Source organism: Pseudarthrobacter raffinosi (assembly GCF_023913835.1).
GTDB classification, from domain to species: domain Bacteria; phylum Actinomycetota; class Actinomycetes; order Actinomycetales; family Micrococcaceae; genus Arthrobacter; species Arthrobacter raffinosi.
The window spans coordinates 157,803-171,094 of the sequence record NZ_JAMXBG010000005.1; the positions used below are offsets into that span (position 1 = coordinate 157,803).

Here is a 13,292-nt window from a genome sequence, read left to right on the forward strand (position 1 = left end):
CTAGCCCCCCGTGCTTCCGCCCTTGGAGCTGCTGCCAAAGCCGCCCCTGCTGACCGTTCCGCCCTTGGTGCTGTACCCGGTGGATGCCTTGGCGCCGCTGGGGATGGTGCTGGTGTAGCTCGGATACGAGGACCGGTTCTGGCCCACCCCGGGAACGCTGGCGCCGCGGGAGTAGAAGTACCACGCGAAGAGCGCACCGCTGCGTCCGGCGGAGCTGTTGCACTGCGTGTCCTCCACGCGCTCGCCGGTTTTGTCGTTGAAACAGACCTGGGCGTAGTCGGCCTCATCCTGGTTGCTGGCCACGACGGCGGTGATGGTGCCGGCGAGGAGGGCCGTGACTCCCAACCCCACCACAACGGTCCGCCGCTGGGAACGTTTCTTGCGCGCGGCCGCATCATGGGTCTGGCGCTCGCGGTCCCGGGCGAAGGGATCAACCGTGGGAAGGGGTTGGTTCAGGAGTTCGGGGCGCAGTTCCGGCTTGGGCACCTGCCACGGCGGCTTCGGCGCCCCCTGGTCCTTGCCTTGACCGGTGCCCTGGTCTTTGGCCGGGTCTTTGTCCGGACCGTTGCCTTGGTCCTTTTCCGGGTCCATGACGTCCCCCTTGGTAGTCCATGCTGAATGTGGGCGCAACTGTGCGCCGGAAGCTCAATCCTGAAATCAGCGTAGTCTCTGCCCGGTCCGGCTGCGAGCACGAAACGGGAGAGAACTGCCCATCTCCGGTTCCAACGGTGGCTGGAACGCCGGGAACCCTACACTGGAGCCATGGAAACTGCATCAGTGCTAGCCGTCTGCCGTGTCCACCAGCTCCTTCCCGATGAAGGCAGCGTGGGAGTTACCGCCATCGACAAGCGGCCGGTGGAAGGTCCCGTTAAGGTCCACAAACTCGGCCTCCACGGTGACGTCCAGGCGAGCCGGGTCCACCATGGTGGGGAGGACCAGGCCATCTACGCCTACTCCCAGGATGATGCCGACTACTGGGCGAAGGAGCTTCAGCGCGACGTCCCGCCCGGGATCTTCGGCGAGAACCTCCGCGTGTCCGGCATCGAGACCACCGGGGCAGTGATCGGCGAACGCTGGAAGATCGGGCTCGACGTCGAAGTTGAAGTCACTTCGCCGCGCGTCCCGTGCGCCGCCTTCCAGCGTCGGATGGGGGAGCCGCAATGGGTCAAGCGCTTCACGGAAGCGGGCCGGATTGGTACCTACCTGCGCGTGATCCGCACCGGCACCGTCCAGGCAGGCGACCACATCCACCGGCTTTTCGTGCCGACCCACGGCATCACCATCGGAAAGTGGTTCAGCGAACCTGACCTTGAGTCCATGGAAGCCTTGCGGGATGCCGACGCCGACGGTGAGATCCGCCTCCAGTCCGAGTACCACGACGCCTTTGAGGCGCTGCTGCGGCGGCTGGGACGGTAGCGTCACGGCCTTAGCCGCATGGAACTCGACGGCCATGTGCGCAAGCTCACCGCCGTCGTCGTACGTTCAATTAGCCGCAAAGCGCATCTGTACCTTACACTTGAAACATCCCCCACTCCGGAAATCCCTTATTCCTGCCCAATTTTTGAGGCAGGACTGGCAAGTGTTGGGGCCCGCTATTGTGATGCGGGCATTTTCATAGGGAGAGCCGGCTAAAGAAAACGCTGTACAGACTGCTGGGATAGCAGCCAAGAGATGCAGCGGGAAGTCCTGCCACGGGATTGCGAAAGCGCCGGACTTCTAAGTGACCGGCCGGTCAATGTATGCCCGGCCGCCACGGCACATGTACTGCGGCTCCGCTCACCTCGGGTTGTGCCGCCTGGCCCCCTATGGATGAGGAAATTTCCCTATGCCTGAAAATCAGACCAACGACGAGACAGCTATCACCGCCGAAGCAGTAACTGCCGAAACCGTCGCTGTCGAGTTCACCGAGGCCGTTGCCCCCGCAGCAGAGCCCGCCGCCACCGAAGCTGAAGCGCCCGTTGCTCGCGCTGAAGAAGCCCCTGCCAAGGTCGAAGAAGCGCCTGCCGCTCAGACCGAGGCGCCTGCTGCCAAGTTTGAAGAAGCTCCCGTAGCTAAGGCTGAGGAAGCTAAGACCGAAGAAGCACCCGCCAAGGCTGAGGAAACCGAAGACGAGGGCGTCAAGTTCGCCGATCTCGGCATCGACGGCCGCGTCCTCGCCGCCCTGATGGACGTCGGCTACGAAAAGCCTTCCCCCATCCAGGCAGCAACCATCCCGCTGCTGCTTGAAGGCCGCGACGTCGTGGGCCTCGCCCAGACCGGCACCGGTAAGACTGCAGCATTCGCAGTACCGGCATTGTCCCGCCTGGCCGAGCTCCACGACCTCAACGGCCCGTCCCGCAAGACCCAGGCCCTGGTTCTGGCCCCGACCCGCGAGCTGGCGCTCCAGGTTGCCGAGGCCTTCACCTCGTACGCCAAGCACATCGATGACTTCACCGTCCTCCCCGTCTACGGCGGCTCCGCCTACGGCCCCCAGCTCGCTGGCCTGCGCCGCGGTGCCCAGGTTGTTGTTGGTACTCCCGGCCGTGTGATCGACCACATCTCCAAGGGTTCCCTGGACCTGTCCGAGCTCCAGTACCTGGTGCTGGACGAGGCCGACGAAATGCTGCGCATGGGCTTCGCCGAAGACGTGGAGCAGATCTTCCAGCAGACCCCGTCGGACCGCCAGGTGGCACTGTTCTCGGCCACCATGCCGAGCCAGATCCGCCGCATGTCCAAGCAATACCTGAACAACCCGGCCGAGATTTCGGTCAAGTCCAAGACCACCACCGGCGCCAACACCCGCCAGCGGTACCTGCAGGTTATGGGCCCGCACAAGCTTGACGCCCTGACCCGCATCCTCGAGGTTGAAGAGTTCGACGGCGTCATCGCCTTCGTGCGCACCAAGATGGCCACAGAGGACCTGGCTGACAAGCTGAAGGCCCGCGGCTTCCAGGCTGCAGCCATCAACGGCGACATCCCGCAGCAGCAGCGCGAACGCACTGTCGAGGCGCTGAAGGAAGGCCGCATCGATATCCTGGTGGCCACAGACGTTGCGGCCCGTGGCCTTGACGTTGAGCGCATCAGCCACGTGGTCAACTACGACATCCCGCACGACACCGAGTCCTACGTCCACCGCATCGGCCGCACCGGCCGTGCAGGCCGTTCCGGCGACGCCATCCTGTTCATGACGCCGCGCGAGAAGTACCTGCTGCGTTCCATCGAGAAGGCAACCCGTCAGCCGGTGGAGCAGATGCACCTGCCCACGGCCGAGACCGTCAACACGCTGCGCCTGGGCAAGTTCGCCGAGCGCATCACGGAGACCCTCGAGTCCGAGGACGTTGCCGCGTTCCGCGACCTCATCTCCTCCTACGAGGAAGAGCACAACGTGCCGGCCTCGGAGATCGCTGCTGCGCTGGCCGTGATGGCCCAGGGCGGTCAGCCTCTGCTCGTCAAGGAACTGGCCGCAGCTCCCGATTTCCAGAAGCGCGAGCGCTCCAAGGACGGCTTCGGCTCACGTGGCCCCACCCGTACCCTCACTGAGGGCAATGCCACCTACCGGATCGCCGTCGGACGCCGCCAGCGCGTCATGCCGGGTTCCATCGTTGGCGCCATTGCCAACGAAGGCGGCATCTCCTCGGCCAACATCGGCGGCATCGACATCCGTGCGGACCACTCCCTCGTGGAGCTCCCGGCGGACCTTAGCGCCGACCAGCTGAAGGCACTGTCCCGCACCCGGATCGGCGGCGAGCTGATCCACCTCGAGCTGGACAACGGCCGCAAGCCCTCCGGTGACGGCGAGCGTGGCGGCTACCAGGGTAGCCGTGGCGGCGAGCGTGGCGGCTACCAGGGCAACCGTGGCGGCGGCGACCGCGGCGGTTACTCCGGCGGTGGCGCCGGTGGCGGGGACCGTGGCGGTTACTCCGGCGGTGGCGCCGGTGGCGGGGACCGTGGCGGCAACTTCAAGGGCAACGGCGGGTTCAAGAAGGAATTCCGCAAGACCGACGGCGAGCGTAGCTCCGCTGACCGCGGCGGCCGCTCCTTCAGCGACCGCAACGAGCGCAGCGTGGGCACCGACGCGGCACGCAAGCCGCGCACCGAAGGCGGCTTCAAGCCCCGCAACAAGTGGTAACCACTGCTTCCTAAAGTGAACTGGGAACGGGCCGGCTTCTTGCCGGCCCGTTCTGCTTTAAGGTTGCTGCTTAAGTTGGCTTGGTCACATCCCCGCCGGGATCCCTCCCCGGGCCGATTTATGGGCCGTCCGGAGGGCGCCGAAAGCCCGGATTTCCGGCACTTTTGGCGCCGCGGGCGTCGTTCTGGAGCCGATTTGTTGGTGGCCAAATCTTCCGGTAGAGTATTTACTCGTTGCCCCCCTAGCTCAGTGGTAGAGCGCGTTCTTGGTAAGAACGAGGTCACCGGATCGATTCCGGTGGGGGGCTCTGGATGAGGGCCTGTGTCAAGGCGGTTTTTGACCGGCTTGGTGCAGGTTTTTCTCATTCGTGGCGGTGTAGCTCAGTTGGTTAGAGCGCACGACTCATAATCGTGAGGTCGGGAGATCGAGCCTCCCCACCGCTACAGGCTAAGCCCCCGGAATCCCCGAGATTCCGGGGGTTTTTCTGTTTCCCCGCACGACGGTGTGTTTGCGGCGGTGCGAAGCCGTGACAAGAGCTCCTTTTCGCCGTAGCTTTGCTGCACGTGGCGATGGGGATATCAGTGGACTTCTTCGGAGCAATCATGGGTCCGTTCAACTGGATTGTGTCCGCCATCATGGTCGGAATCCATGACGTCCTGAGCACCATGCGCATGCCTGCGGCAAGCGGCTGGACGTGGACTGTGTCCATAATCGGCCTCGTGCTGATCATCCGTGCCGCCCTGATTCCGGTGTTCCTGCGGCAGGTCAGCGCCCAGCGCCGGATGCGGCTCCTGCAGCCGGACCTGAAGAGGCTGCAGGAAAAGTACAAGGGCAAGAGCGATCAGCTGTCTCGGCAGGCCATGGCGCAGGAACAGATGGCCCTCTACAAGGAACACGGGACCAACCCTCTGTCCGCCTGCCTGCCGATGCTCATCCAGGTGCCGTTCTTCTTCGCGCTCTTCCAGGTACTCTCCGGCATTCCAGCCGCAGCCAGGGAAGCCCACGGCATCGGAGCGATGACCCACGAACAGGCTGTGCAGTTCGACGAATCAAGTATTTTCGGCGCCCCGCTGTCAGCGTCCGTGCTGCAGGCAGTGGTGGCGACCCCGCGGCGGTCGCAGTACTGACCAGCCTGATGATCCTGGCCATGACGGCCGCGCAGTTCATCACGCAACGACGCATCGTGGCCCGGACCGTGCCTGACGAAGCCGCAGATAATCCCCTCGCGCGCCAGCAGAAGGTGATCATGTACATTCTGCCGGTCGTCTTCGGTGTGGGCGGCGTCCTCTTCCCGATCGGCGTCCTGATCTACTGGACCACCACCAACCTCTGGACCATGGCGCAACAGTTCACCATCAAATGAGGGGTGAGGTTTCGACGCTAACGGCCGCCCGAAGCGCTGAAACCTCACCCCTCACCGCAGGGCAGGCACCCCGCGGCCGCTACAGCCTACCCATCCGCTGCCGACGGCGGCACAATGGGCGGATGGGCCGGCTCATCTACTCAGGCATCGTGTCCCTGGACGGCTACGTCGCGGACCGCAACGGCAACTTCAGCTGGAGCGAGCCGGACGAGGAAGTCCATACGTTCGTCAATGATCTCGAACGCGATGTGGGCACCTACCTTTTCGGCCGCCGCATGTACCAGGTCATGTCTGCGTGGGAAACCTTCGATACCCCCGATCAGCCGGACTACATCCGGGACTTCGCGCGGATCTGGCAAGGGGCAGACAAGGTTGTCTACTCCGCCACTCTCACCGCCGCATCCACGGCTAAGACCAGGATCGAGCGGACCTTTGTTCCCGACGCCGTCCGGGGCCTCAAGAACGCCACGGACGCGCACATCAGCATCAGCGGCCCCACCTTGGCCGCTGCGGCGCTCAACGCCGGGCTGGTGGACGAATGCCGCGTGTTCCTCAATCCGGTAGCCGTGGGAGGAGGCCTGCGCTTCCTGCCGGACGGGCTGGGCCTGCGGCTGGAACTCCTCGAAGAGCACACCTTTGGAAACGGCGTGGTCTACCTCCGCTACCGCACACGGGCATAAGGGGCAGAATGGGGGCATGACCAGCATCGTTATCATCGGCGGCCACGGCAAAGTGGCCCTCCACCTGTCCACGCTTCTTACAACCGAAGGTCACAGCGTCACATCCATCATCCGCAACCCGGACCATGCGGCGGATGTCGCGGCTACCGGCGCTACGCCGTCGGTCCTGGACGTTGAGAATTCGACGACGGCGGCAATCGCCGACGCCCTCAGGGGCCATGACGCCGTGGTCTGGTCTGCCGGGGCCGGGGGAGGAAGCCCGGAACGCACGTATGCGGTGGACCGGGACGCGGCCATCCGGTCGATGGACGCGGCGGCGGAGGCCGGCGTCGGGCGTTATGTGATGGTGTCCTACCTGGGCGCGGGGCCGGACCACGGCGTCCCGGCGGAGAACAGCTTCTTTGCCTACGCGGACGCCAAGGCGGCGGCGGATGAGTACCTGCGCGGCACCGCACTGGCCTGGACCATCCTGGGTCCGGGGACGCTGACGGACCAGCCGGGGACAGGGCTCATCGAAGTGGACCCCGGAACGGACGACAGCCGGGCAACCTCCCGCAGCAACACGGCCAGTGTGGCCGCCGCGGTGCTTGACCTGCCCGAAACGGCGGGGAGGACCATCGAATTCCGTGACGGCACACTCCCGATTGCCGCCGCCCTGGAGCCGCAGCCGTAGCCGAGAGGGACCGGCCGCGACGCTGGAATAACACAGCGCGAAGGGACAGTTGAGGCCCTGGAACCGATGCGGGTCCGGGGCCTCAAGTGTCCCTTCGCGCCGTTGGAGCACGCAGCTTAGTCCGGAACCGCGAGCTCCAGGTCCAGGGTGTTCTTTTCCACGTAGTCGAGGGCGCATCGTACGGCGCCGACGGTCACGATTGAATCTCCCAAGGGCGAGACCGCCACCCGCGGGGGAGTGACGGTGTACTTGGTCAGGTGCCTGGCGATCGGCCCAAGCAGCACGCCGGCAGACTTGGCCACGGCGCCGCCGATGACCACCAGTTCCGGGTTGATGATGGTGGACACAGCCCCGATGATCCTGGCCATCCTGTCGGCGAGCCGTTCGAGGATCGCCCGCGCCACGGCATCTCCGTCGGCGGCAGCCGCGAAGACCTGCTCCGCCTCGACTCCTTCGGCGGCAAACTCCCGGAGGGATGTTTTGACCTTGCCGGCAAGGGCGTCAGCCGCCCACGTCCTTGCCAATGCGGCGATGCCGTAGGTATCTCCCACACCCTCCACCATGTCGAGGAAGGCGAGCTCGCCGGCGCCTCCGCCCCGGCCGTGCAGCAGCCGTCCGCCGTCGATCACTCCCGAGCCGAAGCGCTCACTCGCGAGGATGACCACGACGTCGTCCACGCCGGCAGCGGCGCCGCGCCAGCGGTCGCCCAGGGCGGCCAGGTTCGCATCGTTTTCCAGCAGTACGGTCCAGCCCCGCCGGTCCCGCAGCGCAGCCTTCAGGCCGACGTCGAACAGTCCCCAGAAGTGCTGCGTCACCAGCACCTCGCCGTTACGGTCCACTGGCGCCGCAATGCCGGCGCAGACGGCCAGGACGGAATCCGGCGAAGCGCCCACGCTGTGCAGTGCCATCATGGCGGTGCGGTCAATGACGGCGATGCGTTCCTCGGCCGGGATGTCTGCTTCCGCGAAGGGTTGGCTGGACCTGCCGAGGGCCTTTCCGCGAAGGTCGGACACCACCACGGTGGCCTTGGAGACACCCACGTCCATGCCCAGGACGTAGCCGGCGCGTTCGTTGAGCTCGAACCGCCGCGCCGGCCTGCCCTTCTGGTAGCCACCGAATGCCCGCTGGTTCTCCAGCTCGCGTATCCAGCCCCGCTGCATGAGGTCCTCGCATACCGCAATGGCCGTGGCCCGCGTGAGTCCGGTGGCCTCCAAGACCTCGGTGACAGTCACCGCTTCTGAGGCGCGCATGAAGTCAAGGACGGCTCCGGCACTCACTCGACGTAGTAATTGGGGCGTTGCCACGGATATTTCAGTCATGGGCGTTGACCTCTCTGTGCTCTGCACCACATAATACTTGAGGAACTAAATTTAGATTCCAAATAAATACTCTCCAGGCTATGTGGGCCGGACGGCCGCCGACCACTGGCATCCCAGCCCTTCACCCAGCCTTTGCAAAGGAGCAACCATGAACCGCATCCCGAAGCATTGCCCACCCCCGCCCAAGCCGCGGCCCCGTCACTCCCGTACGTCAGGCTCCGCCCTGTGAAAGCCGCTGTTCCGGCAACGCTGCCCAGCAGGCGCTCCCTCTTCCGGGTAGCCGGTCTGGCCGGGGCGGCAGCCCTCATTCCGCTCTCCGGCTGTGCCGGCCACGCAGGCCAGCAGAACGGTGTCACCACACTCCGCTTCATGCAGAACAAGCCGGAGGTGGTGAACTACTTCGACCAGGTCATCAAGGACTTCGAGGCGCTCAATCCTGATATCCGGGTGATCCAGGACTTCAACGAGGGCAACTTCGTCCCCGGCCTGGTCCGGAACGATCCGCCGGACGTAGTGACCCGAGGCTTCGCGAAGGCAACTGCCGACTTCGTGAAGAAGGGCATCTTCGCCGACCTCAGCGACCTCCCCGCAGCGTCGACCATTGATCCTGAGATGCAGGAGCTCATCAGCTCTTGGGGCCAGTACAACGGCAACGAGGTCAGCGCCCTGCCGTTCTCCTTGGCTGCGGCCGGCGTCATCTACAACCGGGACATCTTCGACGCCAATGGCGTAGCCGTCCCCACCACCTGGGACGAATTCGTGGCAGCCTGTGAAACCTTCAAGGCGGCCGGTATCACGCCGATTTACGGAACGTTCAAAGACTCCTGGACCCTGGCACAGGGCATGTTCGACTACGTCTCCGGCGGTTCGCTGGACACGGCGGAATTTTTCACCAGGATCAATGGCAAGGGTGCCGATATTAGCGCGGGAGCCGCCGAATCCTTCACCACCAACTTCGGGCCCGCGCTGCGCCAGATGCTCCAGCTCGTTTCCTATTCCCAGAATGGCGCCAGCGGCAAGAATTACGCGGACGGAAATGCTGCCTTCGCCAAAGGACAGGCCGCCATGTACCTCCAAGGACCCTGGGCCCTGTCGCAGCTGGTTTCCGCCAACAAGGACATCAGGGTGGGTACATTCCCCCTGCCCGTAACGAACAACCCGGAGGAAACCAAGGCACGGGTGAACGTGGACATGGCACTGTCCATCACCAGGAACACCCCCAACATGGCTGCGGCCCGGCGTTTCGTCGCTTACTTGCTGGAACCGTCAGTGGTGAACACGTACAACGAAAAGAACGCCGCCTTCTCGCCGCTCAAGGACGCCCCGCCGGTGACCAACCCGCAGATCAGCGGACTGGACGAATCGGTCAGAAAAGCCCGCTACTACCAGGGCGCCGGCACCTACTTCCCGCCGTCGGTGCCGCTGCACAACTACATCCAGTCTTTTGTCTACAGCAAAAACGGCGACCAGTTCCTCGCCGCGCTCGACGACGAATGGCGCCGAGTCGCCGAACGGACGGCGGTCTGATGCCCACCACGATTCCAGGAGTCCCCATGACAACGACGTCCACCGTGGCGAAGGCCGGCCCCAGCCCGGAGGGCCCGGCCGAGACCAACGTGCGACGGTCCCCACGACGGATCGACCCCACGTACTACTGGATGGTGGTGCCGGTCCTCGCACTCTTCGCCTTCTTCATCACCCTGCCAGCGCTGGTTGGTGTGTTCTTCAGCCTTACCAACTACGCAGGCTACGGTGACTGGAAGTTCATCGGCCTGTCCAACTACGTCAACATCTTCAGGGACCCGGCAATCCTGCAGTCCTACATCTTCACGTTCGTCTTTGCCCTGACCACCACCGTGGTGGTCAATATCGTGGCCCTGGCGATCGCCCTTGGACTGAATGCGAAAATCAAGTGGCGAACCGGCATCCGGACCGTGTTCTTCATCCCCATGGTGCTCTCAGCCCTGGTGGTGTCGTTTGTCTTCAACTACCTGTTCTCCAACACCCTGCCGGTGCTCGCTGAACGGTTCGGCTTAACGCCGCTTGCCACCAGCATCCTGGCCAACGAAAACCTCGCCTGGCTGGCCATTGTGCTGGTCACCGTGTGGCAGGCCGCGCCCGGAGCCACCATCATCTACCTCGCCGGGCTCCAGAGCGTGCCAGCGGAGGTCTACGAAGCCGCGGACGTGGACGGTGCCGGCAGTTTCCGGCAGTTCCTTAGCCTTACGCTGCCACTCATCCTCGGTTATCTCGTCATCAACGTGATCCTCGGGTTCAAGGGATTCCTGGGGACCTACGAGATCATCGTGGGCCTCACCGGCGGCGGACCTGGCATGGCGACGCAGTCAGTGGCCATGCGCATCTTCTCCGGCTTCACGGGTGGCGACTATTCCTACCAGATGGCCAATGCGGTCATCTACTTCCTGATCACTTTGCTGATCTCCGTCATCCAGCTGCGCCTCATCCAGCGCCGGGGGGTATCTCTCTAATGACCGCATCACAACTTCCACAGCGCAGCGCCCGCGTCCTCACAAAACGAGTCTCCGGCCGCGAAGGCTTCAAGATCAACTGGTGGCTCACCGCCCTGATGCTGGTGGCCTCGCTGACTGTCCTGCTGCCGCTGTACTTCACCGTGGCCATGGCGCTGAAAACACCGGACCAGATCGGCACCGGGACCGGGCTTGCCTGGCCGAACCCGCTGAACTGGGAGAACTTCGCAGCCGCCTACGTGGCCACGAACTTCCCCCGGGCCTTTATGTCCACGGCATTCGTCACCGTCTTCAGCGTCCTGGGCTCACTGGCCTGCAGCTCGCTGGTTGCCTACGCCATCGCGCGGAACTGGAACCACCGATTCTTCCGCGGCGCCTTTGTGTACCTTCTGTCCGCGATGTTCATTCCGTTCCCGGTGATCATCCTTCCGCTGATCAAGCAGACGGCATTGCTCGGCCTGGACAACCCGGCCGGCGTCGTCTTCCTGCACGTGCTGGGCGGAATCTCGTTCAACGCGCTGCTGTACATCGCGTTCGTCCGCTCCATCCCGGTGGAGCTGGAGGAATCGGCCCGGATGGACGGCGCCACCACCTGGCAGGTGTTCCGCAAGATCATCTTCCCGCTGCTGGCTCCCATGAACGCCACAGTAGGCATCTTCGCCTTCCTGGGTTCGTGGAACGACTTCCTGCTGCCGCAGATGATGATCGCCGACCCGGCCCTGCAGACCCTCCCCGTGGTCCAAATGCTGTTCCAGGGCGAGTTCAACACCAACTACAGCCTCGCGTTCGCGTCCTACCTGATGGCCATGGCACCCACACTGGTGGTTTACATCCTGGCCCAACGTTGGGTACTGTCCGGAGTCATGCGCGGGGCCGTTAAATAGCCAGACTTATCCACCCAGCAAGAACAACCCAAACAAGAGAAAAGGATCATCCTTTGTCCACCACTGCCACGCTGGCAACCCTGTCCGATTCCGACCGTCTGGCCGATCCCAACTGGTGGCGCCAGGCCGCGGTCTACCAGATCTATCCGCGCAGCTTCGCCGATTCAAACGGTGACGGCATGGGTGACATCAAGGGCATCACGGCCAAGGTCCCGTACCTGAAGGTACTGGGGATCGACGCCGTTTGGCTCAGCCCGTTCTACCCGTCGGCCCTGGCCGACGGCGGCTACGATGTGGACGACTACCGCGACGTGGACCCCAAGTTGGGCACGCTGGCGGACTTCGACGAGATGGCCAAAGCGCTGCACGCCGCCGGCATCAAGCTGATCGCCGACATCGTCCCCAACCACTCCTCGAACCGGCACGAATGGTTCCAGGAGGCGCTCGCCGCGCCGAAGGGTTCCGCCGCCCGTGAGCGATACATCTTCCGTGACGGCAAAGGACCCAACGGGGAATTCCCGCCGTCGGACTGGGACTCCGTCTTCGGCGGACCGGCTTGGGAACGCATCACCGAGCCGGACGGCACCCCCGGCCAGTGGTACATGCACATCTTTGCCAAGGAGCAGCCGGACCTGAACTGGTCCAGCCGGGAGGTCCGCGATGACTTCCTCAAGACCCTGCGCTTCTGGTCCGACCGCGGCGTCGACGGCTTCCGCGTGGACGTGGCACATGCCCTCACCAAGGATCTCACCGAGCCGCTGCTCTCCAAGCTGGAGCTGACCGAGGCCAACTCGGGGACGGACGGGTTCGACGACGGTTCGCACCCCTTCTGGGACCGGGACGACGTCCACGACATCTACCTCGAATGGCGCGAAGTCTTCAACGAATACAACCCGCCCCGCACCGCCGTCGCCGAAGCGTGGGTGCACGCTACCCGCCGTGCCCGCTACGCCAGCCCGGAGGGCCTGGGCCAGGCCTTCAACTTCGACCTGCTGCAGGCCGACTTCGATGCCGAGGATTTCCGCAAAATCATCACCCGCAACCTCGCCGAAGCCGCCGCGACCGGCGCGTCCTCCACCTGGGTTTTCTCCAACCACGACGTCGTCCGGCATGCCACGCGCTATGGCCTGCCCAAGGCGTCCAAGGGCAAGAAGCACGCCAAGGGCCAGGACGGGAAGGGCTGGCTGCTGGCCGGCGGCCCCAAGGAGGAACTCGACGTGGACCTTGGCGAGCGACGTGCCCGCGCCGCCACCCTGCTGATGCTCGCTGTGCCCGGCTCGGCCTACCTGTACCAGGGCGAGGAACTGGGCCTGCAGGAAGTGGCGGAGATTCCGGACTCCGAGCGCCAGGATCCCGCGTTCTTCCGGAACAGGGGCGTTGAGGTGGGCCGTGACGGCTGCCGGGTGCCACTGCCCTGGAAGGTTGAAGGGACCTCCTTCGGCTTTGGCGACGGCGGTGCGCACCTGCCGCAGCCGGACTGGTTCAGCAAGTATGCGGTGGAGGCGCAGGACGGCACCGAAAACTCCACCCTGGAGCTGTACCGCACGGCCCTGAAGCTGCGCCGCGAACTGCAGGCCGGCGAGGAGCTGGAGTGGGTGGAGACCGGCAACCCGGAGGTCCTGCACTTCCGCCGCCCCGGTAGCTGGCAGTCCGTTACCAACTTCGGGGACACCGCCGTCGACCTGCCGGCAGGGACCGTCCTGGTCAGCAGCGCACCGCTGGTGGACGGCAAACTGGGCGCCAACAGCACCGTCTGGCTGCGCTGACATAACCCAA

General features: G+C 64.6%; 10 protein-coding genes, 2 tRNA genes and 1 pseudogene. 11 read left to right on the forward strand and 2 right to left on the reverse strand.

Annotated elements, in window-relative coordinates; all coding sequences use genetic code 11:
* The gene (locus tag NG697_RS06960) at positions 1-591 is read right to left on the reverse strand and encodes a Tat pathway signal protein (RefSeq protein WP_252613884.1); all 591 of its coding nucleotides are present in this window, start codon (positions 589-591) and stop codon (positions 1-3) included.
* Positions 592-762: 171 nt separating this feature from the next.
* Here NG697_RS06960 and NG697_RS06965 point away from each other — a divergent pair, with 171 nt between their 5' ends.
* The 7 genes and pseudogenes from NG697_RS06965 to NG697_RS06995 all read left to right on the forward strand — a co-directional run bounded on the left by NG697_RS06965 (position 763) and on the right by NG697_RS06995 (position 6,824).
* Entirely contained in the window at positions 763-1,416 is a 654-nt protein-coding gene (locus NG697_RS06965) for an MOSC domain-containing protein (protein WP_252613886.1), read from the forward strand.
* Positions 1,417-1,825: 409 nt separating this feature from the next.
* The gene (locus NG697_RS06970) at positions 1,826-4,108 is read left to right on the forward strand and encodes a DEAD/DEAH box helicase (RefSeq protein WP_252613887.1); all 2,283 of its coding nucleotides are present in this window, start codon (positions 1,826-1,828) and stop codon (positions 4,106-4,108) included.
* 235 nt (positions 4,109-4,343) lie between these two features.
* Positions 4,344-4,415: transfer RNA gene (locus tag NG697_RS06975), tRNA-Thr, on the forward strand.
* Positions 4,416-4,477: 62 nt separating this feature from the next.
* Positions 4,478-4,551 (forward strand) — tRNA-Met (locus NG697_RS06980).
* Between the two features lie 138 nt (positions 4,552-4,689).
* Positions 4,690-5,465: pseudogene (gene yidC / locus NG697_RS06985) on the forward strand (membrane protein insertase YidC); the annotation flags it as partial.
* A 128-nt stretch (positions 5,466-5,593) separates the two neighbouring features.
* Entirely contained in the window at positions 5,594-6,151 is a 558-nt protein-coding gene (locus NG697_RS06990) for a dihydrofolate reductase family protein (RefSeq protein WP_252598463.1), read from the forward strand.
* A 16-nt stretch (positions 6,152-6,167) separates the two neighbouring features.
* Entirely contained in the window at positions 6,168-6,824 is a 657-nt protein-coding gene (locus NG697_RS06995; protein WP_252598462.1) for an SDR family oxidoreductase, read from the forward strand.
* Between the two features lie 116 nt (positions 6,825-6,940).
* On the opposite strand, the gene NG697_RS07000 is transcribed toward NG697_RS06995, so the two are convergent.
* Positions 6,941-8,143 (reverse strand): ROK family transcriptional regulator, encoded by a 1,203-nt coding sequence (locus NG697_RS07000; protein ID WP_252598461.1) that lies wholly within the window; start codon positions 8,141-8,143, stop codon positions 6,941-6,943.
* Positions 8,144-8,368: 225 nt separating this feature from the next.
* On the opposite strand from NG697_RS07000, the gene NG697_RS07005 reads away from it, so the two are divergent.
* Genes NG697_RS07005 through NG697_RS07020 form a run of 4 tightly spaced genes read left to right on the forward strand, consistent with a single transcriptional unit; the run spans position 8,369 to position 13,282 of the window.
* Positions 8,369-9,670: an ABC transporter substrate-binding protein gene (locus NG697_RS07005; protein ID WP_252613889.1), complete on the forward strand. Its 1,302-nt coding sequence runs from the start codon at positions 8,369-8,371 to the stop codon at positions 9,668-9,670.
* Positions 9,671-9,696: 26 nt separating this feature from the next.
* Positions 9,697-10,632 carry a carbohydrate ABC transporter permease gene (locus NG697_RS07010; RefSeq protein WP_305884346.1) on the forward strand — a complete coding sequence of 312 codons (936 nt, stop codon included), beginning with the start codon at positions 9,697-9,699 and terminating at the stop codon, positions 10,630-10,632.
* Positions 10,632-11,516: a carbohydrate ABC transporter permease gene (locus tag NG697_RS07015; RefSeq protein WP_252608514.1), complete on the forward strand. Its 885-nt coding sequence runs from the start codon at positions 10,632-10,634 to the stop codon at positions 11,514-11,516. The genes NG697_RS07010 and NG697_RS07015 overlap by 1 nt, the downstream gene beginning before the upstream one ends.
* Positions 11,517-11,569: 53 nt before the next feature.
* Positions 11,570-13,282 (forward strand): glycoside hydrolase family 13 protein, encoded by a 1,713-nt coding sequence (locus NG697_RS07020; protein WP_252613890.1) that lies wholly within the window; start codon positions 11,570-11,572, stop codon positions 13,280-13,282.
* Positions 13,283-13,292: the final 10 nt, after the last annotated feature.

Excerpts from the sequence above, each read along its gene's own strand:
- NG697_RS06960 (WP_252613884.1), bottom strand. The coding sequence starts at position 591 with ATGGACCCGGAAAAGGACCAAGGCAACGGTCCGGACAAAGACCCGGCC.
- NG697_RS06965 (WP_252613886.1), top strand. The coding sequence starts at position 763 with ATGGAAACTGCATCAGTGCTAGCCGTCTGCCGTGTCCACCAGCTCCTT.
- NG697_RS06970 (WP_252613887.1), top strand. The coding sequence starts at position 1,826 with ATGCCTGAAAATCAGACCAACGACGAGACAGCTATCACCGCCGAAGCA.
- NG697_RS06990 (WP_252598463.1), top strand. The coding sequence starts at position 5,594 with ATGGGCCGGCTCATCTACTCAGGCATCGTGTCCCTGGACGGCTACGTC.
- NG697_RS06995 (WP_252598462.1), top strand. The coding sequence starts at position 6,168 with ATGACCAGCATCGTTATCATCGGCGGCCACGGCAAAGTGGCCCTCCAC.
- NG697_RS07000 (WP_252598461.1), bottom strand. The coding sequence starts at position 8,143 with ATGACTGAAATATCCGTGGCAACGCCCCAATTACTACGTCGAGTGAGT.
- NG697_RS07010 (WP_305884346.1), top strand. The coding sequence starts at position 9,697 with ATGACAACGACGTCCACCGTGGCGAAGGCCGGCCCCAGCCCGGAGGGC.
- NG697_RS07015 (WP_252608514.1), top strand. The coding sequence starts at position 10,632 with ATGACCGCATCACAACTTCCACAGCGCAGCGCCCGCGTCCTCACAAAA.